19 protein-coding genes are annotated in these 24172 nt (G+C 35.9%); 10 read left to right on the top strand and 9 right to left on the bottom strand.

Annotation, left to right across the window (positions count from 1 at the left end):
• Positions 1 to 3: 3 nt before the first annotated feature.
• On the bottom strand, positions 4 to 147 hold the full coding sequence (gene ytzI, locus AM499_RS21320) for a YtzI protein (RefSeq protein WP_156316774.1): 144 nt from the start codon (positions 145 to 147) through the stop codon (positions 4 to 6).
• A gap of 72 nt (positions 148 to 219) precedes the next feature.
• Positions 220 to 1968, bottom strand: coding sequence for a GGDEF domain-containing protein (locus AM499_RS08185; RefSeq protein ID WP_053589740.1), 1749 nt, complete (start codon positions 1966 to 1968; stop codon positions 220 to 222).
• 239 nt (positions 1969 to 2207) lie between these two features.
• Here AM499_RS08185 and AM499_RS08180 point away from each other — a divergent pair, with 239 nt between their 5' ends.
• Genes AM499_RS08180 through AM499_RS08170 form a run of 3 tightly spaced genes read left to right on the top strand, consistent with a single transcriptional unit; the run spans position 2208 to position 5063 of the window.
• On the top strand, positions 2208 to 3224 hold the full coding sequence (locus AM499_RS08180) for an ABC transporter substrate-binding protein (RefSeq protein WP_053589739.1): 1017 nt from the start codon (positions 2208 to 2210) through the stop codon (positions 3222 to 3224).
• Between the two features lie 14 nt (positions 3225 to 3238).
• Positions 3239 to 4273, top strand: a complete 1035-nt coding sequence (locus AM499_RS08175) for an ABC transporter permease (protein WP_053589738.1) — start codon at positions 3239 to 3241, stop codon at positions 4271 to 4273.
• Entirely contained in the window at positions 4266 to 5063 is a 798-nt protein-coding gene (locus AM499_RS08170) for an ABC transporter ATP-binding protein (RefSeq protein WP_053589737.1), read from the top strand. Before AM499_RS08175 ends, AM499_RS08170 begins: the two co-directional genes overlap by 8 nt.
• A 97-nt stretch (positions 5064 to 5160) precedes the next feature.
• Here AM499_RS08170 and AM499_RS08165 read toward each other — a convergent pair whose 3' ends face one another.
• The 4 genes from AM499_RS08165 to AM499_RS08150 all read right to left on the bottom strand — a co-directional run bounded on the left by AM499_RS08165 (position 5161) and on the right by AM499_RS08150 (position 10935).
• Complete coding sequence (locus AM499_RS08165; RefSeq protein ID WP_053589736.1) at positions 5161 to 6639, bottom strand: catalase; 1479 nt, start codon at positions 6637 to 6639, stop codon at positions 5161 to 5163.
• A 173-nt stretch (positions 6640 to 6812) separates the two neighbouring features.
• Entirely contained in the window at positions 6813 to 8075 is a 1263-nt protein-coding gene (gene ilvA, locus AM499_RS08160) for a threonine ammonia-lyase IlvA (RefSeq protein ID WP_053589735.1), read from the bottom strand.
• A 237-nt stretch (positions 8076 to 8312) separates the two neighbouring features.
• Positions 8313 to 9488 (bottom strand): amidohydrolase, encoded by a 1176-nt coding sequence (locus tag AM499_RS08155; protein WP_053589734.1) that lies wholly within the window; start codon positions 9486 to 9488, stop codon positions 8313 to 8315.
• A gap of 19 nt (positions 9489 to 9507) precedes the next feature.
• Positions 9508 to 10935: a YfcC family protein gene (locus AM499_RS08150; RefSeq protein WP_442853785.1), complete on the bottom strand. Its 1428-nt coding sequence runs from the start codon at positions 10933 to 10935 to the stop codon at positions 9508 to 9510.
• Positions 10936 to 11260: 325 nt separating this feature from the next.
• On the opposite strand from AM499_RS08150, the gene AM499_RS08145 reads away from it, so the two are divergent.
• The 3 genes from AM499_RS08145 to AM499_RS08135 all read left to right on the top strand — a co-directional run bounded on the left by AM499_RS08145 (position 11261) and on the right by AM499_RS08135 (position 13727).
• A complete protein-coding gene (locus tag AM499_RS08145) occupies positions 11261 to 11809 on the top strand; it encodes an NADPH-dependent FMN reductase (protein WP_197275616.1) in 549 nt (182 codons plus the stop codon).
• 224 nt (positions 11810 to 12033) lie between these two features.
• Positions 12034 to 12930, top strand: a complete 897-nt coding sequence (locus AM499_RS08140; RefSeq protein ID WP_053592136.1) for a DMT family transporter — start codon at positions 12034 to 12036, stop codon at positions 12928 to 12930.
• A 26-nt stretch (positions 12931 to 12956) separates the two neighbouring features.
• A complete protein-coding gene (locus tag AM499_RS08135) occupies positions 12957 to 13727 on the top strand; it encodes an IclR family transcriptional regulator (protein ID WP_053589733.1) in 771 nt (256 codons plus the stop codon).
• A 14-nt stretch (positions 13728 to 13741) separates the two neighbouring features.
• Here the strand turns inward: AM499_RS08135 and AM499_RS08130 are convergent, their stop codons facing one another.
• On the bottom strand, positions 13742 to 14731 hold the full coding sequence (locus tag AM499_RS08130; protein WP_053589732.1) for a 5-oxoprolinase subunit C family protein: 990 nt from the start codon (positions 14729 to 14731) through the stop codon (positions 13742 to 13744).
• A complete protein-coding gene (gene pxpB / locus AM499_RS08125; RefSeq protein ID WP_053589731.1) occupies positions 14728 to 15456 on the bottom strand; it encodes a 5-oxoprolinase subunit PxpB in 729 nt (242 codons plus the stop codon). Before pxpB ends, AM499_RS08130 begins: the two co-directional genes overlap by 4 nt.
• Positions 15457 to 15702: 246 nt before the next feature.
• Here pxpB and AM499_RS08120 point away from each other — a divergent pair, with 246 nt between their 5' ends.
• From AM499_RS08120 to AM499_RS08110, 3 genes are all read left to right on the top strand, one after another.
• Positions 15703 to 16464, top strand: coding sequence for a LamB/YcsF family protein (locus AM499_RS08120; RefSeq protein ID WP_053589730.1), 762 nt, complete (start codon positions 15703 to 15705; stop codon positions 16462 to 16464).
• Between the two features lie 90 nt (positions 16465 to 16554).
• Positions 16555 to 17697, top strand: coding sequence for an NRAMP family divalent metal transporter (locus tag AM499_RS08115; protein ID WP_082355356.1), 1143 nt, complete (start codon positions 16555 to 16557; stop codon positions 17695 to 17697).
• 17 nt (positions 17698 to 17714) lie between these two features.
• Complete coding sequence (locus tag AM499_RS08110) at positions 17715 to 18506, top strand: putative hydro-lyase (RefSeq protein WP_053589728.1); 792 nt, start codon at positions 17715 to 17717, stop codon at positions 18504 to 18506.
• A 105-nt stretch (positions 18507 to 18611) separates the two neighbouring features.
• Here the strand turns inward: AM499_RS08110 and AM499_RS08105 are convergent, their stop codons facing one another.
• The gene (locus AM499_RS08105) at positions 18612 to 19514 is read right to left on the bottom strand and encodes a glutamate biosynthesis transcriptional regulator GltC (RefSeq protein ID WP_053589727.1); all 903 of its coding nucleotides are present in this window, start codon (positions 19512 to 19514) and stop codon (positions 18612 to 18614) included.
• A gap of 124 nt (positions 19515 to 19638) precedes the next feature.
• On the opposite strand from AM499_RS08105, the gene gltB reads away from it, so the two are divergent.
• A complete protein-coding gene (gltB, locus tag AM499_RS08100; protein WP_053589726.1) occupies positions 19639 to 24171 on the top strand; it encodes a glutamate synthase large subunit in 4533 nt (1510 codons plus the stop codon).
• Position 24172 lies beyond the last annotated feature (1 nt).

The following is a 24172-nucleotide window of genomic DNA, read 5'->3' as shown; positions in this document are numbered from 1 at the left end:
ACCTTATGGTTGATGCGTTTTTTCATTTTTTTCTTTTGGTATTTCATCAATTGTATGTTTAAATGCGTATCCCTTATTTATTGTGAAAAAAGAAAGGCACATAACAAGGATAAAAATAAATACTGTCAAAATCAAAACCCAAACCATTTTTTCTCCTCCTAAATCATGTTCAACCATTATCATAGCACATGGGATTAGAGGCTTATACAAATTTCATTTTCATATATCTAGGAGTGAGTTGCTTCCAGCGAGTTGTTTGCATTGTTTTTTTAAATAACTTGCTTTTTCTGAGAGTTCATAAATAGATAAAACAGTTTTGTTTGTAACACCAGCGATGGAAATAGTCAAAAGTGGAAAATGCTCTTCAATTCCATGGCGGTTTTTAGAGATTATACTCCCTTTAAGAAGATCATGCGAATGATAGAAATGTTCAATGGAAGAATTGAATTCCTGAATAACTTTTTCACATAATTCCTTACTGATATGGGTATGGACAATCATGATGAAATCGTCACCACCTATATGTCCTACAAAGCCATTCTCTGGTGCATTTTTTTCTAATATTTCTGCTAATCTAATAATGACTTTATCGCCCTTTTCAAATCCATATACATCGTTATAGGGCTTAAAATTATCAATATCTAAATAAAGTACAGTTAATTCTTCCAAATTATCTATGCATTTTTGTAATTCTTTTTCAATCATAATATTGCCAGGCAACTCAGAAAGTGGATTTAAATGCTTGGCATAGTCAATTTCTAACTGCATACTTTTTTCAAGTAAATCTTTTACCGTTACAACTCCAAAGTATTCGTCTTCTTTTGTAATCGTTATGAAATCGTATAAATGAATCGGATCACGTTTCATGGCAATTTTAGCAACTACATCAATAGGTGTTGATGCATCTACTTTCATATAATTTCTACTCATGATTGCGGTGACTGGCTTAGCATTATAAAGACTGTATCCGTACGGGCCACTAAATTTTAGGTGTAACTTATTTCTTGTAATAACACCAATTAACTTATTTCCATCTTTTATACAAAAACCTGGTAAGGCATCGTTAGAATCCATCAATTTACTTACTTTAGAAATAGATGTATGACTTGCGATAGTACGTAAAGGAGTAGCGATTTGTTCAATGGATGTGTCCGTTAAACGGTTGGAGCTTATTCTATTTTTTCGAACACTTTCTAACTCGATAAGTTTTTTTAATTCTTTTCTAACAGGGAAGAGTTGTTTATTTGGTTTTTGTATGAAGTATCCTTGTCCATAATGAACTCCTATATCAATTAAAGTAAGCAGCTCTTCTTGTGTTTCAATTCCCTCAGCAATAATATGTATTTGTGAATAATTTGCAAATTCACTTAAACTTTTCACGAGAAGTTGTTTAGTGCGATCTTTTTCTATATCACGAATGAGCTTCATATCAAGTTTAATAAAGTGTGGACGTACATCTGTTATGACATTTAACCCTGAATATCCAGAGCCAACATCGTCAATTGCAATTTGATAAAACTGCTTTTTATAATGTTCAACAGTACTAATAAAATCCTTTAAATTATTTATCGCTTCTCTTTCCGTTATTTCAAAAACAATTGAATCCGAATCCATATTAAATCTACTTAGAAATTCTTTCGTAAATCCTTGTTTGAACTTTGGGTCATTCATAATATTAGGATTCACATTAATAAACAATTTTCCTTCTGCCTTTAAGTGATGTGCATATTTTAATGCGTTTCCTCGACATAAATTTTCGAGCTCCCATAGTTTTCCGCTTTTCATAGCATAATCAAAAAGTACTTCTGGGTTTTGTAAAGGAGTATTTTCGGGACCCCGAGATAATGCTTCATATCCATAAATATGGCCGTTTTGAAGCGAGATAATTGGTTGGAAAACAGTTTGAATTGCTTTTTCTTCAATTATATAAAAAAGTAAATCTCCGTAATCTATTTCCTCAATTGCCATCTAACTTTATCCTCCTACAATGAGCAAATTCTCGTCAATTTATATTATAAAAAAGTAATGTCAAGAACATGTAAAGAAAATGTAAAGATTTCATTTGAGGATTAATATCTTCATATATTTATCAAAATATTTTTAATGTTATTGACTATCAGTCAATTGCGGTGTAACATATCTTTAAATTGACACTTTAGCGAGTTGAATCGGTAGTGTGAATGATTTAATTAGGGGGTTTTAGAAAGATGAGAAAAAGTATAAAGAGATTAGCATTTATTCTTATTGGGGTTGTTCTTCTTTTAGCGGCATGCGGAGGAAAAGATAATTCAGGTTCAACCGCTACTTCAAGTGAAGGAACAAGCTCAAATGGGGATGCTAAAAAAGTAAAAATAGGTGTGACTCAAATTGTAGAACATCCATCTCTAAATGCGGCTTTTGAAGGATTTCAAAAAGCATTGGAAGATGCAGGCATAGAAGCAGAATATCAAAATGAAAATGCTCAAAATGACAATAGTGCCAACACGACGATTGCAAATAACTTAGTAAGTTCTGGTGTTGATTTAATATTTGCGAACTCTACACCAAGTGCTCAAGCAGTAGCAAGTTTAACGAAAGACATTCCAATCGTTTTTACATCTGTGACAGATGCAGTAAGTGCTGAACTTGTTCAATCGATGGAAAAACCAGGAGGAAATGTTACGGGTACTGTAGATACTCAACCAGAAGCGATTCCTAGTACAGTAAAATTTTTAAAAGAAGAACTAGGATCTAAAAATGTAGGAATGGTGTTTAATTCAGGTGAACAAAATTCACGTGCACAAGTAGATGCAGTAAAAACAGAGATGAACAAGGTAGGATTAAATGTAGTGGAAGCTTCAGTTTCCACATCAGCTGAGGTTAAACAAGCTACGGAATCCTTAATCGGAAAAGTAGATTCACTATATATAATTACGGATAATACGGTAGTATCCGCGCTTGAATCAGTTGTGTCAGTCGCAAATGATAATAAGATACCTATGATGGTTGGTGAATTCGACTCGGTAAAACGTGGTGGATTAGGTGCTTATGGTTTTGAGTATTTTGATATCGGATATGAAGCAGGTGAAATGGCTGTTAAGATTTTAAATGGAGAAAGCACACCGGCTGATTTACCAGTCCAATACCCTCAAAACTTAAGATTTGTAATGAATAAAGAAACTGCTGATTTGCTTGGCTTAGAGATTAAAGACGAGTGGAAAGCAGAATTTGCGCAGAATAGATAGGAGATTGATTCTTTATGTTTTCAGCTATTTTTGGATCTGTTGAGCAAGGAATCATCTATGCAATCATGGCACTCGGAGTGTATCTTACATTCCGAGTACTTGATTTTCCGGATTTAACGGTAGATGGAAGTTTCGTTACGGGAGCTGGAACAGCAGCTACGATGATCGTCTTAGGATATCATCCGGCACTCGCAACATTAGTAGCAATACTAGCTGGTTTTATTGCTGGCTGTATAACTGGTTTATTACATACGAAAGGCAAGATTAATCCTTTGCTGTCAGGTATTCTAATGATGATTGCTCTTTACTCCATTAATCTACGGATTATGGGGCTTACAGTTGAGAACTCGATTGGAAGACCGAATATTCCTCTTCTAAATTCTGAAACATTGTTTAGTCAGTTTTATAGTTGGTGGGGGAGCTTAGGAATTGATGAAGCGATCAATAATTTTTTGAAAAGTATAGGAATAGAGTTTGTTCCTTCTACTTGGGGAACGATTGTTATTGTTGCAATTTTAGTTTTTGCTATTAAATTAATAGTAGATTGGTTCTTGAAGACAGAGGTAGGCCTAGCTATCCGTGCAACAGGAGACAATAAAAAAATGATCAGAAGTTTTTCAGCTAATACTGATACTCTCGTTATTATAGGTCTAGGTATTTCAAATGGTCTTGTTGCTCTCTCTGGTGCCCTAATAGCACAATATGCAAAATTTGCTGACATAGGAATGGGTATCGGAATGATTGTAATAGGTTTAGCATCCGTTATTATAGGTGAAGCAATTTTTGGTACAAAAACAATTGTGCGAACTACTTTAGCGGTAATTGCTGGAGCGATTATTTATCGTATTGTACTTGCACTTGCCCTTCGTGTGGAATTATTAGATACCGGTGATATGAAACTAATCACAGCAGTTATCGTTATTTGTGCATTAATTCTACCTCAATATTTTGATAAGCGACGAGAAAAAAGTAGAAAAGCTAAGCGTCATGCTGAGCGTGCCATTTCCAATGTAAATGTGATAAAACGGGAGGGGAATGACCTTGCTTAAACTACAATCGATTAATAAAATATTTAATGAAGCGACTGCAGATGAAAAAATTGCACTTGATGAAATAAATTTAGAACTAAAAGCAGGGGATTTTGTAACAGTCATCGGAAGTAACGGGGCAGGAAAATCAACGATGATGAATATGATTTCTGGTGCACTAACACCAGATTTTGGACGTATTTTGATAGATGGAAAAGATGTATCTAAACTTGCAGAATATAAACGATCTCAGTTTATTGGTCGTGTATTCCAAGATCCAATGGCTGGGACTGCTCCTTCGATGACTATTGAAGAAAATCTAGCTCTTGCTTACTCAAGAAATAAAAAGCGCGGGTTAAAAATTGGTGTTGATAAAAAAAGACGAGAGTTTTTTGTACAATCGTTAGAAATGCTCCATTTAAATTTAGAAAATAGATTGAATGCAAAAGTTGGATTACTATCGGGAGGGGAGAGACAGGCGCTCTCTTTATTGATGGCGACATTTACGAATCCTTCCATTTTATTGTTAGATGAGCACACTGCTGCGCTTGACCCATCTAGAGCAGAGCTAATTACTAACCTAACAAAGCAACTTGTGGAGAAAGATAAACTGACAACACTAATGGTTACGCACAATATGCAACAAGCTTTGGATTTAGGAAATCGTTTAATTATGATGGATAAAGGCCAAATTATTTTAGAGGTAAATGAAGAAGAGAAAAAGTCACTCACAATTGAAAAGCTTATGGATGAATTCCAAAGGATTCGCGGTGAAAAGTTAACGAGTGATCGAACACTTTTATCAGTATAAAAAAAGAGCTACTACCTAAGTCATTATTGACATAAGGAGTAGCTTTCTTCGTATAAAAAGAGCTGTCTTTCTACAAGACAGCTCTTTCTAGTAATTTTTAAGCCATAGCAGCTTCAATATTGCCCCATGGGATATCCATTGCTTCTGCAAGGCCTTTACCATAAGCTGGGTCTGCTTTGTAGCAATGAATGATGTGGCGAACTTTAATATGTTCCTCTACGCCACTCATATTACGAGCAGTGTTTTCAAACAATACTTGTTGTTGTTCTGGACTCATAAGATTGAACAATTTACCCGGTTGTTCATAGTAATTGTCATCGTCTTCACGGAAGTCCCAAATTGATGCTTCGCCATTTATTGCTAACGGTGGCTCTTTGAATTCAGGTTGTGCTTTCCATTGACCATAGCTGTTTGGTTCATAGTGAAGTGTTCCGCCTTTATTGCCATCTACACGCATAGCACCATCTCTATGGAAAGAATGAACAGGACATTTTGGTTGGTTAACCGGAATTTGGTGGTGGTTAACTCCTAAACGATAACGTTGAGCATCTCCATATGAGAAAAGGCGTCCTTGTAACATTCTATCAGGGGAGAAGCTAATACCAGGTACTACATTCGCTGGTGTGAAAGCAGCTTGTTCCACTTCTGCAAAATAGTTTTCTGGGTTACGATTTAATTCCCATTCACCAACTTCAATTAGTGGGAAATCTTTTTTATACCAAACTTTTGTTAAATCAAAAGGATTATAAGGCATATTATTTGCTTGTTCTTCTGTCATTACTTGGATATACATTTTCCATTTAGGGAAATTACCTTGCTCAATACTATCAAAAAGATCACGTTGATGACTTTCACGGTCTTTACCAATTAGCAATTCTGCTTCTTGATCTGTTAAGTTTTCGATAGGTTGTTGAGAGCGCATGTGGAACTTAACCCAAACACGTTCGTTGTTTGCATTGATCATGCTGAAAGTGTGGCTACCAAATCCATGCATATTACGGTATGTTGAAGGAATACCACGGTCACTCATGACAATTGTCACTTGATGAAGTGCTTCCGGTAAAGAAGTCCAGAAATCCCAGTTGTTATTTGCACTACGCATATTCGTACGTGGGTCACGTTTAACTGCATGGTTTAAATCTGGGAAGTTAAGTGGGTCACGGAAGAAAAATACTGGAGTATTATTACCAACTAAATCCCAGTTACCTTGTTCAGTGTAGAATCGCATTGAAAAACCACGAATATCTCGTTCTGCATCAGCAGCCCCACGTTCACCAGCCACTGTAGAGAAACGAACGAACATTTCTGTTTCTTTTCCGATTTCGGAGAAAATACTAGCTTTTGTATATTGAGTAATATCATTAGTTACAGTAAATTTACCGTAAGCAGCAGAACCTTTCGCATGCATGCGGCGCTCGGGAATAACTTCTCTATCGAAGTGAGCTAATTTTTCTAATAACCACACGTCTTGAAGTAATAATGGTCCTCTTGGTCCAGCTGACATGGAGTTTTGATTATCTACTACAGGTGCTCCAGCTGCAGTTGTCAATTTGTTATTATTTTGATTCTCTGTCATTGACTATTTCCCCCTAGATTAGAATATTTATAATACAAGAATGATTATATCAAAGGAATAAATATTTTGCTAGGAATCTACTGAGAGAAATTTATTTTTTTTATTTGTTTCTACTTTGGAGACAAAAAAACACTCGTGAAACCTATATTTCACAAGTGTTTAAACAGTGATTATTATATTAAAAGCTCAAAGAGAGTACTGTCTTTATTCACTTCTTTATAAGAGAAGCCATTCTCACTTAGACGAGAAATAAGACCATTATAGTCTGAGCTATTTTTCAATTCAATTCCTACAAGCGCTGGTCCGCTTTCTTTATTGTTCTTCTTTGTATACTCAAATGTCGTAATATCGTCGTCCGGTCCAAGTACTTTATCTAAAAACTGTCTTAATGCCCCAGCACGTTGAGGGAAGTTTACAATAAAGTAATAAAGTAGGCCTTCATGCATTAATGACTTTTCTTTAATTTCTTGCATTCTACCAATATCGTTATTTCCACCACTGATAATGCATACAACAGTTTTTCCTTTTATTTGGTCTTGATATAAGTCGAGAGCGGTCACAGGAAGTGCTCCTGCAGGTTCTGCAATGATTGCGTGTTTATTATACAAATCTAAAATGGTTGTACAAACTTTGCCTTCTGGAACGAGAACGATATCATCTACATATTTTTGGCATACATCATAATTGAGATTACCAACACATTTTACTGCAGCACCATCTACAAATTTATCAATAGATTCTAAAGCTACTGGTCCATTTTTTTCTAAAGCAGCTTTCATGCTACCTGCCCCAGCTGGTTCGACTCCAATAATTTTAGTTTTTGGTGATATGTTCTTTATATAAGTAGAAACTCCAGATATTAATCCTCCACCACCAATACTTCCGAAAACAAAGTCAATTGGTTCTTCCATGTCATTCATTATTTCCACAGCTACAGTACCTTGCCCAGAAATAATTTCTCGGTCATCAAATGGGTGGATAAAAATCCGGTTCTCAGCTTCAGCAAAAGCGATAGCATTAGTAGCAGAGTCATCAAAAGTATCACCTGCGAGAATTATTTCAACATATTCACGACCAAACATTCTCACTTGGTCGATTTTTTGTTTTGGTGTAGTAAGAGGCATGAAAATCTTTGCGGTAATTTGCAAATGTGCACATGCATAAGCTACTCCTTGAGCATGATTACCCGCGCTTGCACACACGACTCCTTTTTCCCTTGCATCATTCTCAATTGTTTTAATCTTATAGTAAGCTCCACGGAGTTTAAATGAGCGAACATGCTGCAAATCTTCTCTTTTGAAATATACTGTGCAATTATATTTTTCAGATAAATACTCATTTTTTTGTAAAGGTGTATGAATAACTACATCTTTCAAAAAATGATGTGCTATTAGCACATTTTCTACTTGAATGGTTTTCGTACCTGTTGCTTGCATATAGATAATGACTCCTCCAATTTAAAGATTAATATATTTTAACACACTACAGTAGTAAATCGCCATTATTCTTTCGAAGAATTCGAAATAATGTAACAACTATATTCTTTATCAAGGAAGTTATTAGTGGTTGTATTACAGGAGTATTACTGGTGCCTGGCACCAGTAACACTTCTGTAATAATATAGGAGGAGGTTACCTAATATATGGCGACCTCCTCCTGTAAGTTTTATATTTTTACTTCATACATAGGTGTTCAGCTATTTTAACGAAATACTCTGTACCATACTGTAGAGCTTCTTCATCTACCATGAACTTTGGATGATGAAGAGGGTAGTTGTTTCCGAGTTCTTCATTGTAAATACCAAGAAATTGCATAGAGCCAGGACTTTTACGTAGATACGCTGAGAAATCTTCTCCACCAAAGAAAGGTTTATCTATATGAATGACATTTTCGTGCCCAAATACTTCAATAGCAGCTTTTCTTGAAATCGTAACACTTTCTTTATCGTTAATAACAGGATCGTATCCTTCCATCCAATTAATCTTAAATGATGCTCCGTGTGCTTCTGAGATTCCTTTAACTATCTGATTGACATACTTTTTTGCTTCTTCTCTGCTCACACTATCAAGGGAGCGAAGTGTTCCCCCGATATAGGCAGTTTCTGGTATAACATTTAGTACATTGCCGCTTTGAAAAACAACAACAGATAAAACAGGAACATTTAATGCTGAAATTTTTCTAGCTGTTATTTGATGGAGATTGGAAACTACTTCTGCTCCAATTGCAATTGGATCTATAGATTTTTCGGGCATTGATGCGTGTCCCCCTTTACCTATTATGGTAATTTCAAAATCGTCAATTGCTGCACATAAGACATCATCCTTCATTGTAATCGTACCTGATTTAACGAATGGATCCACATGTAATGCAAATATATGGTCAACATTGTCAACGACACCTACATCTACTAGTCCTAACGCTCCTCCAGGGCTTACTTCTTCTGCGTGTTGGAAGATGAAACGAATTTCTCCACTAATTTCTTCTCTTTTGGAGGAAAGTACTTTTGCTGCACCAAGTAACATGGCAGTATGTGTATCGTGTCCACATGCATGCATGACACCCTCTTTTTTGGATTTAAAAGGAACGTCTGCTTCTTCTACTATCGGAAGTGCGTCGATATCTGCTCGAAAAGCAATAGTAAGAGGGGAGGCAGAAGGCTTTAATCCTTTAAGTACTGCTAGCACACTTGTTTTAGTTGGCCTTGATATTTCTAAACCAGAAAATGATTGCAAAAGTTGATAAATGTAATTTGATGTTTCCACTTCTTCAAAACCGAGCTCAGGATTCTCATGAAGTTGCCTTCTCCATTTAATTACTTCTTCTTTAATTGTTGTTTCCTTTATTGTCATTATTCATTAACTCCTTTAATTAGAATGGACCATAATTCGTGAATTGTGCGAACATTAAAAAGCAAATGGAAATTGCTATTAATATTCCGATGAACGGGAAGACCCATTTTAGCCATTTCGTATAGGGGATACCATTTAAAGCTAGTGCTGCTATTAAAACACCTGATGTTGGGAAAATGAGATTGGAAATACCGTCTCCAGTTTGAAAGGCAAGCACGGCTGTTTGTCTTGTAACACCAATCAAATCTCCCAGAGGTGTCATAATAGGCATCGTCAGTGCTGCTTGTCCACTTCCAGATGGAACGATAAAATTCATACACATTTGGGTAAAGAACATACCAAGTGCGTTAATAGCAGGAGGGAGATTCCCAATTAGACTTGACGAATAATATAAAATAGAGTCTAACAGCAAACCATCACGTACGATTACTAAAATAGTTTGAGCGACTCCAATAATTAAAGCCCCAGAAATCATTTCCTTTGCACCATCAATAAATCCTTTAGACATATCGCTGGGGGAGAGCTTACAAATAAAACCTATAATAATCCCAAATAACAAGAATATCCCAGCGATTTCTGAAATATACCATTGAAGTTTGATAACCCCATACATTAGAATAATGAAGTTTAAAAGCAAAGCATACAAAGAGATTTTATGTCTCATAGAAAGTTTGAAATTTTCTTCAATGGTATCAGTGGATTGTCTAGTATATTTTCCAAACACACCTAACTCCGGGTTCTTTTTAACTTTCATTGCATGACGGTAGATATATAAAACTGTTGCTAGATACATTACTACAAATAGTGCAATTCTCAGCTCAATACCTGAGTATATTGGAAGCTCAGCTATACCTTGAGCCACACCTACGTTAAATGGATTTGTAATACCTGTAAGAAAACCGACCATAATACCAAGCATGACTATAGCAAATCCAGTAAGCGCATCAAATCCTAAAGAAATAGTCATAGGTACAAGGATTGCTAAATAAACAAGAGAATCTTCAGCGGAACCAATTAAAGTGCCTAACAAAGAAAATACTAAAACCATAATTGGTATAAGCAATTTTTCTTTAGAAGAATATTTCAAGGATACTATTTGAATAAAAGAATTTAATGCACCAGTCATTTGTATTATTCCAAGTGCTCCACCAAATAGTAGTACAAAAAGTATAATAGGCGCGGCTTCAGTCATACCAACATGAACATTACTAAATATATCAAAAAAACCAACAGGTGCATTTTCAACAAAATGAAATGTGGAAGGGTCCACTACTTGTCGTCCATCTACTTCCACTCGATCGTATTGTCCAGCAGGAAAAATATACGTTAATACAGCCACTATTAATATTACACAAAACATTAGTACAAATGCATCGATAGATATTTCATTCGTTAATTTACTTTTTACATTTGAGTTTAAATTTCCTTTTTCTATGATTTTTGCCAATACAATTCCCCCTAGTTTGTCGTTAATTTCCTTATTAATGTAGCAATCCTTTCAGAAGTTAGAGTTTTGGAAGAATCACTTTAACTTTTCCGGTCTACGGAAAACGTTTTCAATATTCGGAAATATTAAAATTAATTATATATTTAATTTTTAGGTTGTCAATATGTTCCGAATATAAAGAATATTGTTCCTGTATTTGTAAAAGAGGTTGCAAGCATAGTCTATGCATTTTTGAGGATCACAGTGATATACTAAAAAACGTGTTAACTGGTCGAATATTGTAGATTCGATACCAAAAGATTATAAGGAAAGAGGAGATTTACAAATGGCAATTAAAGTGGCAGCAATAATAGGTAGTAACAGAAAAGAATCTTATAACTTAAAACTAGTGGAGTACATGAAAAAACGCTACGCAGACAAATTAGACATTGAAGTCGTATTAATCAACGATGTAGAGATGTTTAGTGCTGATATTGAAGAGAATCCTCCCAAAGGGGCAATGGATTTCAAAATGAAAGTTCGTAATGCGGAAGCGGTGCTATTCGCAGTACCTGAATATAACTTTTCAATCCCAGGAGTTTTGAAAAATGCAATTGATTGGATGTCTCGTAGCGGACATGACCTAAAAGATAAACCAACTTTTATCGTAGGTTCTTCTATGGGCGTACTTGGTAGTGTTCGTGCTCAATTGCATTTAAGAGAAATCATCTCTAATCCAACATTACAACCAAAACTACTTCCTGGAAATGAAGTATACATTGGTGCAATTCATACAAAATTGAATGAACAAAATGAAATTACTGACCAAGGTACAAGTGATTTCCTTGATTCCGTAGTTAACAATTTTGTTGAATTTTACAATAAAGTTAAATAATTTTAGTAATTAATAAAACAAACATGAAAAACGTGAATTTCACGAATTTCATGTTTGTTTTGATTTTCACGAATTTCACGATTGTTTTCGTGCCAGGCACCTGTAATCTATTTGTAATAGAGAGGGATTAGTTCAATTTTTTTGTTTTTTTGATAGATGGTTTTTTTCTTTGGGTGTATAGTGGATTCATAGACTTGGTTTAGTTTTGAAGGGAAGTTATAATGTTGAGTAAGGTATTTACGAAATCGACGATGGCACTATTAGTGCTTATTTTAGTGTGGGGTGCTAGCTGGCCAATTTATAAATTAGCGTTACCTTACACACCTCCGTTGCTATTTTCCGGAATGCGAGCAACGATTGGTGGGGTTTTGTTAGGAGTCCTATTGTTGAAGAGGATAGATAAAATTAATTGGCGGGAAAATTGGAAGTTGTATTGTATTTCGGCTTTATTTAATACAACATTATTTTTTGGAATACAAACAGTAGGGTTAAATTATTTACCTGGAGGCTTGTTTTCGATACTTGTTTATTTTCAACCAGTGTTATTAGGTTTGTTCGCATGGATTTGGTTAGGGGAATTTATGACCCCAGTTAAAATTATTGGTCTCTTGATAGGATTCCTAGGAATATTAATGGTTAGTTTAGATGGGTTAACTTTTCATGTGTCCATAATTGGGGTTGTTCTTGGGATAGTCACAGCAATATGTTGGGCATTTGGTGTGATTTACGTTAAAAGTATAAGGGATAGAGTAGATGCTTACTGGATGGTTTCCTTACAATGTATCATTGGGGGAGCGGTTCTTCTTGGAACAGGGACATACTTTGAAAGTTGGTCTGAAATTCAGTGGAATAGTACATACATATTTGGTTTAAGCTATGGCGCAATTTTTGGGATTCCTATTTCTTATATTATCTACTACAAGTTGATTAATGAAGGAGAAGCAAGCAAAGTAGGCTCATATACATTTCTTGTACCAATTATTGCTGTCTTTATAGGTGCTGTTTTCCTAGATGAACCAATTACCTACTTGCTTATTATTGGATTAATCATGGTTGGTGCTAGTATTTTTATCGTTAATTTTAGAAGTAAAAAGAAGCTTATTAATTTTGTTAAAGAATAAGAGAGTTACTTGTTAAAGGAGAGTATATGAAAAATAAAACAGTAGTTCGTTCGATGGATATTTTAAATTTATTTATTGATCATGCGGCTTTGACATTTCAAGAAATAATTGAACTTTCGAAGATTCCTAAATCATCCGTTTATCGAATGTTAATATCTTTAGAGGAAATGGGTTTTGTCGTAAAAGGCGCTGATTCTAAATATCGGTTAGGTCTCCTCTTTCTTACTTATGGAAATCTCGTTTCTTCAAGATTGGATATACGACAAATCGCATATCCTATCATGCAAGAATTACATAATGAATTAAAAGAAGCGATTAATTTAATTATACGGCAAGGTGACGAAGCTATTTACATTGAAAAAGTAGATGTATACCAAAAAGTTCGATTATACACTGCTATTGGAAGAAGAAGTCCTTTGTATGCTGGAGCTTGTTCAAGAGTCATTTTATCTTTTTTAGAAGATGATGAAATCAATTCTTATTTAGAAAATGTAGAATTAAAGTCTTTTGCTATGGGAACAATTACTGATAAAGAGATTTTATTAGAGAGTATAAAAAATGCAAGAACAAATGGTTATACGATTAGTCATTCCGAATTAGAAGATCATACCTCAGCTATTGCTGCTCCTATTTTCAACAATAAAGGAGAAATCATAGGTGGAATTAGTATAGCTGGAATTGAAGCAAACTATCAAAAAGATCAGGTCGATTTCTTTGCAAAAAAAGCAATAGATGCTGCGAATATAATTTCTGAAAGATTAGGCTTTGTAAATAAAAATCCTCTATTCCAAACGTGAATAGAGGATTATTTTTAATTACTAACTATTTTATAATGGATTGCATTTTTTATATTTTTTATTAGCTGCTCATTTTTAAATATTTCATTTTCAGCTTCAGCGAGCGTGACTTCCTTAAAGCGTATTGTTCCGGTTGGTTGAATCTGAGCGAGACTTGGTAAGTCAGCAGTTATCACTTGTGCTATTTTAGGATAGCCCCCAGTAGTTTGACGGTCTGCCATCAGGATAATTGGTTGTCCATTTGATGGGATCTGGACAGTTCCAAAGGTAACTCCTTCAGATAAGAGCTCGAAATTTTCAGCTAATGATAGGGTAGGACCATCTAATCGGTATCCCATTCGATCGGATTGGACTGTAAGGGTATAAGGTTTTTCGAAAAAAATGTTTTGGCTTTTCTGATCAAAACGGTTAAATTCAGTTCCTTTTAGCACTCGAATATACTGATTCTGTTCAAATCTTATCAAATTATTAAAGTCTACAGACCAAGTTGCATCACTGTTTTTCAACTGTTCAATAAGCTTTTCGGCAATTTCACTTACTTCTCCTACTGAAAAAATATCTCCTTTTTGCAACGCTCTTCCTTTAAAGCCACCAATATTTGCACGTAAATAGGTACTTTTACTCTCCATAATTTCCGGGATATCTATTCCACCTGCAAAAGCAACGTATGCTCTACTTCCTTTTATAGCTGAATTGAATTTTAAGACAGAATTTTTCTTTATTAAGATTGGTCGCCACGACAGAACTTTTTTTCCGTCAATCGTAGGGAGAAAATCTCCTCCAGTTATTGAAATTAAGGTATCTTCATCAAATTGAAGCGTTGTCCCAAATAAAGTAATTTCAAGTGTGGCTTCATTTTCTTTATTTCCAACTAAAAGATTTGCCAGTCTTAAAGAATAGCTATCCATCGCACCACTGACTATAACTCCAAACTTTTGCGATCCATAACGGCCTATGTCTTGAATCGTAGTTAATAGTCCGGAATGCAACACTCGTATGCTCATTTCTTCAACTCCTTATAATTTAAATAATCACTGGAAGAAATCGGCACAAAGCGGATAATATCACCAGCTTGCAATAAGGTAGGGGGGGACATTTGAGGTAGAAACAAATCTAGCGGGGTGCGTCCAATGATTTGCCATCCACCAGGAGTCTCTAGTGGATAAATACCGGTTTGTTTACCTGCTATTCCAACTGAACCGGGTCTTATTGACAATCTAGGAGTTTCCTTTCTAGGTGTAGCTATACGTTCATCCATTCCACCCATAAAAGGAAAACCCGGTGCAAAACCGAGCATGTAAACTAAACATTCACTCTCTGAATGAATGCGAATAACTTCCTCTGGTGAAATGTTGTGATATTGAGCGACTGTATTTAAATCGGGTCCATATTCTCCTCCGTAACAAACAGGGATAGAAATTACCCTAGCAGACTCGTTTTTATTTTTCGTCATTTTTTTTACTAAATTTTTCATATGAATAGAAACAAATTCAAAGGAATTTAAGTCACTTTTCTGGGAAGTATGAACAATATATGGATTATAATACACCGTTATATTGTTATAAGCTGGAACAAATTCTGTTAATCCTTCAAATGGACTATTAGCTAGTAGTTCGGATAGATTTTTAACTTTTTGATGAATAGCACTATCTATACCTTCTCCGAGCTGTACAATTAATGCGGAATCTCCCAATGGTTTTATAATGCAATCAGAATAGGAATTAGGCATACAAACAGCTCCTTTAGTTTCGAAATACGGTAATGAAGTTCTTAAAAATGAAATATAACAATTATTATAATTCTCTAAAATCAAAATACAAGCTATAGTTTAAAAAATAATTAAATAAACAATTGCAAAATAATATCTATTCAGAAAAAAACGATTGTGCTAATATTATGTTTAAGTTTCAAAACATCAGTTTCATAATTCGGAACTAGAGTATTGTGATGCTAATAGAAGTTTAGGAGGGATAAAATGTTTCGAGTAGATATAAATTGCGACCTAGGGGAAAGTTTCGGTCGATACAAATTAGGAGAGCAACAGGAAATACTAAAATATGTATCATCAGCGAATATTGCATGTGGATTTCATGCTGGAGATCCAAGTGTAATGCGGAAAACTGTCAAGTTAGCTATTGAAAATGGCGTTAAAATTGGTGCACATCCTGGTTTGCCTGATCTAAATGGATTTGGTAGAAGAGAGATGAAAATAACTCCCCAAGAGGCATATGATATGGTAGTTTATCAAATTGGTGCGCTTAATGGGTTTTTAGCTACTTTTGGTGAGCAGATGCAACATGTAAAACCGCATGGTGCATTATTTAATATGGCCGCTAAAGATTTTGAATTGGCCCAAGCGATAGCCCAAGCGGTATATGATGTATCTCCTTCACTTGTCTTATTTGGGTTAGCTAATAGTGAATTAACGGCTGCAGGAGAAAAAGTGGGCTTACGAACAGCTCATGAAGTATTTGCGGATCGTACATATCAGTCAGATGGTTCATTAACTTCGCGTCAACAGAGTAATGCTCTAATAATAGATACTAACGAGTCGATTGCCCAAGTTGTGAAAATGGTGACGGAAGGAATCGTAATTTCGCAACAAAATACAGAAGTACATATAAAAGCAGATACAGTTTGTATTCATGGAGATGGGGAACATGCTGTTTCTTTTGCCCGAAATATTAAAGAAACTCTAAAAAATAATAATGTAAGCGTTTCAGCTTTCGTTGATTAAGGGGGAGAACATGTGGGCGAACAATTAATACCAAAAGATAATACTAAAAAGACGGTAGGGAAAAGTGTCTTACTAGGGGCGGCTTTTTTGATGGCGACCTCAGCTATAGGACCAGGATTTTTAACACAAACAACTGTATTTACTGAACAACTAGCAGCTAGTTTTGGATTTGTCATTTTGATTTCACTTTTACTAGATGTTGTTGCTCAAGTAAATGTTTGGAGAATTATTGCTGTTTCAGGGCTTCGTGGACAAGAAATTGCCAATAAAGTATTGCCGGGTTTAGGTGTGCTATTGGCGATTCTAATAGTAATGGGTGGACTTGCATTTAATATTGGGAATGTTGCTGGAGCAGGCCTTGGTTTAAATGCGATGCTTGGTTTGGATCCGATCACTGGCGCAATTATTAGTGCGGCATTTGCGATTTTTATATTTATTGTGAAAGAAGCAGGAAAAGCAATGGATAAGGTTGCTCAAATTGCTGGATTTGTCATGATTTCTTTAATGGTTTATGTTGCTTTTTCTACTTCACCACCAGTTGGCGAAGCGATTGTACATACGTTTGCTCCTTCAGAAATTAGTATTTTTGCCATTGTGACACTAGTAGGTGGAACAGTTGGTGGTTATATAACTTTTGCAGGAGGTCACAGACTTTTAGATGCAGGAGTAAAAGGTGTGGAGTCATTACCTGATGTAACGAAAGGTTCTGTAACAGGTATTGTAGTAACGGGAATAATGCGTGTTGCATTATTTTTAGCAGTACTAGGGGTTGTGTCACAAGGATTACAAATTGATCCTGCAAATCCACCAGCTTCTGTATTTAAACTTGCTGCTGGTGAAATTGGTTATCGTATGTTTGGTGTAATTATGTGGGCAGCTGCAATTACATCTGTTGTTGGTGCGGCTTACACATCCGTATCATTTATTCGTTCATTCCATCCTTTAATAGAGAAATACCATAACTGGATTATTATCGTTTTTATTCTTACATCAACTATAGTTTTTGCGTTAGTAGGAAGACCGGTTAATATTCTTCTTCTTGTTGGTGCTCTAAATGCTCTAATTTTGCCAATAGCACTAGGTACGTTATTAGTTGGAGCATACAAGAAAGAAATTGTAGGAGATTACAAGCATCCTATTTGGTTAACAATCACTGGGGCAATCGTAACTATTATAATGGGTGTGTTAGGAATCATGACGCTAATAGAACAAATTCCATTGCTTTTTAAATAGGAAGGGGTAGTTGATCGATGATTAATTATGGAACAATGGCTCCAAATGAAATCCGTAAATTAATAAGATCTGGGCAAATTACAGGTCCGACAGCTGGTATGGCTAAAGGATATACACAAGCAAATTTAGCTATTTTGAAAAAAGAATATGCTTTTGATTTTTTATTATTTTGCCAAAGAAATCCAAAGTCTTGTCCATTGGTAGATGTTACGGAAGTAGGTTCATATAATCCAAGTACTATTGCAAATGGGGCGGATATTCGAACGGATATTCCAAAATATCGTATTTATAAAGACGGTGTATTTACAGAAGAAGTGACTGATATTAAGGATTACTGGGAAGATGATATGGTAGCTTTTTTAATTGGTTGTAGCTTTACCTTCGAAACGCCGTTGATTGAAGCAGGCATACCAATTCGACATATTGAGGAAAACTGCAATGTACCGATGTACAAAACAAATATTGAGTGTGCAAAAGCAGGTGTTTTCGAAGGTCCAACTGTAGTAAGTATGCGTCCAATGTCACAATCAGATGCGATTCGAGCGATACAAATTACTTCGCGCTTTCCAGGAGTGCACGGAGCTCCGATACATATTGGGGATCCAAGTATTATTGGTATCAATGACATCCATAAGCCTGACTTTGGCGATGCTGTTACAATCAAAGAAGGTGAAATCCCTGTGTTTTGGGCTTGCGGAGTAACACCACAAGCGGTTGCGATGCAGAGTAAACCTTCGATCATGATTACGCATGCTCCGGGCTGCATGTTCATCAGTGATTTGAAAGACGAAAAATTAAGCGTATTATAATAAACAAATGAATGGCATTTAAAAACAAACATGAAAATCGTGAAATACACGTTTTCATGTTTGTTTTTATTTTGGTGCCAGGCACCTGTAATACTTTTGTAATAATTATTGGTATTGTCCAAGTAAGGAGAAGAAACGGATAACGAAATGATGAAACACTTTTTCAGAAGGAGACAACTCTCTTGAAGCTGGGCTAAGGATACCGACCGTTCTTCGGATGGCAGGTGAGGCTATTGGGATTTTTGTGGTAAATCTCGGAGTGGAGTCGGTAAACGTACTATCGGGTAGTAGACTTACTCCTATACCTGCTGCAACTAGACCTTTAATAGCGTCCATATCCTCACCTTCAGACGTAACTTTGGGTGTGAATCCGACAGAATTACATGCTTCAACGACAAGTTTGTTTAATACATAGCCTTCAGGGAATAAAACAAAATTTTCATTTCGTAAATCAATTAAAGGAATACTATTTTTATTGGCAAAAGGATGATGGCTTGGTAAGAGTACTGAAAAATCTTCAGTAAATAAAATAGTGCTATTTATCAATTCATCCTTTGGGGGGAGAGGACCTAAAAATGCAAGGTTTAATTCTCTATTTTTTACAGCATCAATCAAATAGTTGTAAGATCCTTGGCGTAGATGAAAGGCTACATTTGGATGTTCTTTCTTAAAAGCAGAAATAACTGTTGGCAATAAGTGGCCAGCTAAACTGGTTGGAAAGCCTATTTTAATAACTCCTTTTTCAGGATTTAAGTATTCATCAATTTGTTTTTTAGCATGGTCAATAGCTTGCAAAGCGAATATACTATGTTGCATAAATATTTTCCCGATAGGTGTTAACTTAACATTCCGCCCCACGCGTTCGAACAATTCTACCCCAAGTTCCTCCTCCAAATTTGCAATTTGTCTACTTACAGCTGATTGAGCGACATGCAAATTAATGGCTGCTTCCGAAATATGTTCACGTTCTGCAACTTCTATAAAATACCTCAATTGACGTAGTTCCAAATTCTCACTCCTCTAATCAATCTAAAAAGTAGATGATTTATATCCAAATTATATATTGTTTATATTATTTTGAAAACCTACAATATTCATAAGTAACTTGTAAGGTAAATTGGAGGGATTTAATATGACTTTTCATAAGCTACCAAAAGCACAAGGGCTATATCAACCTGAATTTGAGCACGACGCTTGTGGGATTGGTTTATATGCACATATAAAAGGTTTAGCTACGCATGACATAGTTAAAAAAGGATTAGAGATGTTATGTCGTCTCGATCATCGTGCTGGAAGAGGAAGTGATGGTCAAACGGGAGATGGCGCAGGCTTAATGGTTCAAATACCAGATGTGTACTTTCGAGTAGTGTGTAATGAATGGGATTTACCAGCCAAAGGCGGTTATGGGGTTGGAATGTTATTCTTTACAGATGATGACAAAGAACGTGAAGAAATCGAAAAAAAATTTAACGAGACAATCCAATTAGAAGGACAGCAACTAATTGGATGGAGAACAGTACCGATTAACGCCAATGCGTTAAGTGAAACAGCAAAAGAGACAGTACCGGTAGTTCGTCAAGTCTTTATAAAATCGTTAAACGAAATGGATTCTCTTGCTTTTGAACGAAAATTGTTTGTAATAAGAAAACAAGTAGAGCATTGGGCACAACAACAATCAAAGAAATTTTATTGTGCAAGCTTATCAAGCCAAACTATCGTATACAAAGGGTTATTAACTCCTGATGAAGTAGATTTATTTTATATTGATTTGCAAGATGAATTATTCACATCGGCTTTTTCGCTTGTGCATTCACGATATAGTACAAATACATTCCCAAGTTGGGAAAGAGCGCATCCTAATCGTTACATTGTCCATAACGGTGAAATAAATACTTTACGCGGTAATGTAAATTGGATGAAAGCTAGGGAGAAACAATTTGTTTCTGACGCATTTGGGAAAGATTTGGAAAAAGTATTGCCGATCATTGATACAAACGGTAGTGATTCATCAATGCTTGACAATGCATTTGAATTTTTCGTACTAGCAGGAAGATCGCCTGCTCATACTGCTATGATGCTCATACCGGAACCATGGACAGAAAATCCTCACATTAGTGAAGAGAAAAAAGCATTTTATGCTTACCACAGTTCTTTAATGGAGCCTTGGGATGGTCCAACCGCAATTTCATTTACAAATGGAAAGCAAATAGGAGCAATTTTAGATCGAAATGGATTACGACCAGCTCGTTATTACGTAACGAAGGATGACTACATCATTTTCTCTTCAGAAGTTGGAGTTGTGGATGTTGATGAGGGTAATATCTTATATAAAGAGCGACTGAGTCCTGGAAGAATGTTGCTGATCGATTTAGAACAAGGACGCATTATTTCTGATGAAGAAATTAAGCAGGAAATGGCAATAGCATTTCCATATAAGCAGTGGTTAGATGAGAACAAACTTACTCTGACAACCGTTCATGAGGAGCCTGAGCAATTAAATAATCTTTTATTTCTACAAAAAGCATTTGGCTATACGTATGAAGATATTCAAAAGTATATTGTTCCAATTTCCTTAGATGGCAAAGATCCGATTGGTTCGATGGGGAACGATACACCACTTGCAGTTTTATCAGAACGTCCACAATCATTGTTCAACTATTTTAAGCAGCACTTTGCACAAGTTACGAATCCTCCCATTGATTCTATTCGTGAGCATATAGTTACTTCGACGATGACATTGCTTGGTGCTGAAGGTGATTTGCTACAACCAAATGCCTTAAATGCTAAAAGAATATTTTTAGATAATCCAGTTTTAACGAACAATCAATTAAAAAATTTACTAGAAATGAAAGATTCTAATTTCCAATATGGTTTAATCGGTTTAGAAATGACAGAAGATTTAGACTCTGACTTAAAGAATATTTCTAAAATGGCTGACCGTTTTATGGAACAAGATAAAACCATTTTAATTTTATCTGACCGAATGATCAATAAAGAACAAGTCACTATTCCTGTATTACTTGCTGCTAGTAGTCTTCATCAACACTTAGTTCGTACAGGAAATAGAACAAAAGTGAGTATCATAGTTGAATCAGGGGAAGCACGTGAAGTACATCATTTTGCAGCGCTTATAGGATACGGTGTAGATGCCATTAATCCTTATTTAGCTTTTGCAACCATTGGTGAAGCGATTCAGAATGGTCATATAGATAGTAGTTACAAGGAAGCGATTTCTAAATATAGTAAAGGAATTGCAGAGGGTGTAGTAAAGGTAATGTCAAAAATGGGTATCTCTACAGTGCAAAGTTACCGTGGAGCGCAAATTTTCGAAGCTGTTGGCATTAGCAAAGATGTTATAGAACGTCACTTTACTGGTACAGTTTCTCAATTGGATGGAATTGATTTGGGGACAATCGCCGAAGAAGCAAAAAGACGTCATAATACAGCGATTGACTCTACACAAGTTTCCTTAGAATCTGGAAGTGATTTCCAGTGGAGAAGTACAGGAGAGCACCATGCTTTTAACCCTAAAACAATTCATACGCTTCAATGGGCTACACGTAAAGGAGACTATGGTTTATACAGACAATATGCGGAAATGGCAAATGAAGAACGAATAGGCTTTTTACGTAATTCATTTACATTTAAACCAAAAAATAAGCGAGTACGACTTGATGAAGTTGAATCCGTAGACTCCATCGTAAAACGATTTAAAACTGGCGCTATGTCGTTTGGTTCTTTAAGCCAAGAAGCTCATGAAACTCTTGCGATAGCAATGAATCGATTAGGTGGAAAAAGTAATAGTGGAGAGGGTGGTGAACATCCTAGTCGTTATGAACTTGATACAAATGGGGATAACCGAAGAAGCGCTATCAAACAAATTGCATCCGGAAGATTTGGAGTGAAGAGTCATTATCTTGTTCAGGCAGACGAACTACAAATTAAAATGGCACAAGGAGCAAAACCAGGGGAAGGTGGACAATTACCAGGTAATAAAGTTTACCCTTGGGTAGCGGATGTTCGTGGCTCTACGACTGGTGTTGGTTTAATATCCCCCCCACCACATCACGATATTTATTCCATTGAGGATATGGCTCAATTAATACATGATTTGAAAAATGCTAATCGTACAGCTCGTATCAGCGTCAAACTAGTAGCGAAAGCTGGAGTAGGGACAATTGCAGCAGGAGTAGCAAAGGGTGCAGCGGATGTCATTGTGATCAGCGGTTACGATGGAGGGACAGGAGCATCACCTAAAACGAGTATAAAACATACTGGCCTTCCGTGGGAGCTAGGACTAGCAGAAGCACATCAAACACTCATGTTAAACGGCTTACGTGATCGAGTGAGGTTAGAGACGGACGGTAAGCTCATGACAGGAAAAGATGTAGTAATGGCTGCTTTATTAGGTGCAGAAGAATTTGGATTTGCGACCGCTCCGTTAATTGTTTTAGGGTGTGTTATGATGCGTGCTTGTCATTTAGACACATGTCCGGTTGGTATTGCCACTCAAAATCCAGAGCTGCGTGATAAGTTTACAGGAAGTGCAGATTATGTAGTAAATTACATGCGTTTTGTTGCTGAAGAAATGCGCGAATATATGGCAAATCTAGGATTTAGAACAGTGGAAGAAATGGTTGGACGTACAGATGTATTAGAAGTGAGTAAACGTGCCAAAGAACATTGGAAAGCAAAACAACTAGATTTTGCTAATTTGTTATTCCAGGTTCAAGGAAATAGAACATACTCAACTCCACAAAATCATAAGATTGATGCTTCGTTTGATTTACGTGAACTACTTCCTAAAGTGGAGAAGGCAATTACGAATCAAACAAAAATTGATTTACAATATCCTATTTCGAATACAGATCGAGTAGTAGGAACTATAATCGGAAGCGAAATATCTAAGCAGCATGGAGAAAGAGGATTAGCTGACGATTCCATTATTTTACGCTTTACTGGAGCGGCTGGCCAAAGCTTTGGTGCATTTGTTCCGAAGGGAATGTCCATGTACGTAACAGGTGATGTTAATGATTACTTTGGGAAAGGATTATCTGGAGGAAAACTAATTGTCACGGCACCGCTTAAAGGAGCTGCAGAAGGAAATGTTATAGCAGGTAATGTTGCATTATATGGGGCAACTAGTGGAACTGCATTTATCAATGGACGTGCTGGGGAGCGCTTTGCAGTTCGAAATAGTGGGGTAGATGTTGTAGTAGAAGGTATAGGGGATCATGGATGTGAATACATGACTGGTGGTCGTGCAGTCATTTTAGGGGATGTAGGAAAAAACTTTGGGGCAGGAATGTCCGGTGGTATTGCGTATGTACTTGTTGATGATGTGAACGGATTGAAAGAAAAATGTAATATGGAAATGATTGACTTTGAAAAGATAAGTTCTTCAGATGAGTTGCATTCTTTACGCCAATTGATTATGGATCACTACTATTACACAAAGAGTTCGAAAGCGATGAACATTTTAGACAGATGGGAAGAAATGTCTGATCGATTTGTAAAAATAGTGCCAAATGATTACAAAATAATGCTAGAAAAAATCCAAGCATTTAAATTGGAAGGTTTAACGGATGATGCAGCAGCGATGAAAGCATTTTTATCTACTTCAAATAACAAAGATAAGAAAGAACTAGAACTATTGAAAAAGTAGT

The sequence above is a fragment of the Bacillus sp. FJAT-22090 genome (genome assembly GCF_001278755.1).
Lineage (GTDB): Bacteria > Bacillota > Bacilli > Bacillales_A > Planococcaceae > Psychrobacillus.
This window is presented reverse-complemented; position numbering and strand designations above follow the sequence as displayed.

Coding starts and splice junctions, on each gene's coding strand:
- ilvA (WP_053589735.1), bottom strand. CDS start 8,075: ATGCAAGCAACAGGTACGAAAACCATTCAAGTAGAAAATGTGCTAATA.
- AM499_RS08155 (WP_053589734.1), bottom strand. CDS start 9,488: ATGACAATAAAGGAAACAACAATTAAAGAAGAAGTAATTAAATGGAGA.
- AM499_RS08115 (WP_082355356.1), top strand. CDS start 16,555: ATGGCGACCTCAGCTATAGGACCAGGATTTTTAACACAAACAACTGTA.
- AM499_RS08185 (WP_053589740.1), bottom strand. CDS start 1,968: ATGGCAATTGAGGAAATAGATTACGGAGATTTACTTTTTTATATAATT.
- AM499_RS08110 (WP_053589728.1), top strand. CDS start 17,715: ATGATTAATTATGGAACAATGGCTCCAAATGAAATCCGTAAATTAATA.
- AM499_RS08175 (WP_053589738.1), top strand. CDS start 3,239: ATGTTTTCAGCTATTTTTGGATCTGTTGAGCAAGGAATCATCTATGCA.
- ytzI (WP_156316774.1), bottom strand. CDS start 147: ATGGTTTGGGTTTTGATTTTGACAGTATTTATTTTTATCCTTGTTATG.
- AM499_RS08120 (WP_053589730.1), top strand. CDS start 15,703: ATGTTTCGAGTAGATATAAATTGCGACCTAGGGGAAAGTTTCGGTCGA.
- AM499_RS08145 (WP_197275616.1), top strand. CDS start 11,261: ATGGCAATTAAAGTGGCAGCAATAATAGGTAGTAACAGAAAAGAATCT.
- pxpB (WP_053589731.1), bottom strand. CDS start 15,456: ATGCCTAATTCCTATTCTGATTGCATTATAAAACCATTGGGAGATTCC.
- AM499_RS08165 (WP_053589736.1), bottom strand. CDS start 6,639: ATGACAGAGAATCAAAATAATAACAAATTGACAACTGCAGCTGGAGCA.
- AM499_RS08135 (WP_053589733.1), top strand. CDS start 12,957: ATGAAAAATAAAACAGTAGTTCGTTCGATGGATATTTTAAATTTATTT.
- gltB (WP_053589726.1), top strand. CDS start 19,639: ATGACTTTTCATAAGCTACCAAAAGCACAAGGGCTATATCAACCTGAA.
- AM499_RS08180 (WP_053589739.1), top strand. CDS start 2,208: ATGAGAAAAAGTATAAAGAGATTAGCATTTATTCTTATTGGGGTTGTT.
- AM499_RS08130 (WP_053589732.1), bottom strand. CDS start 14,731: ATGAGCATACGAGTGTTGCATTCCGGACTATTAACTACGATTCAAGAC.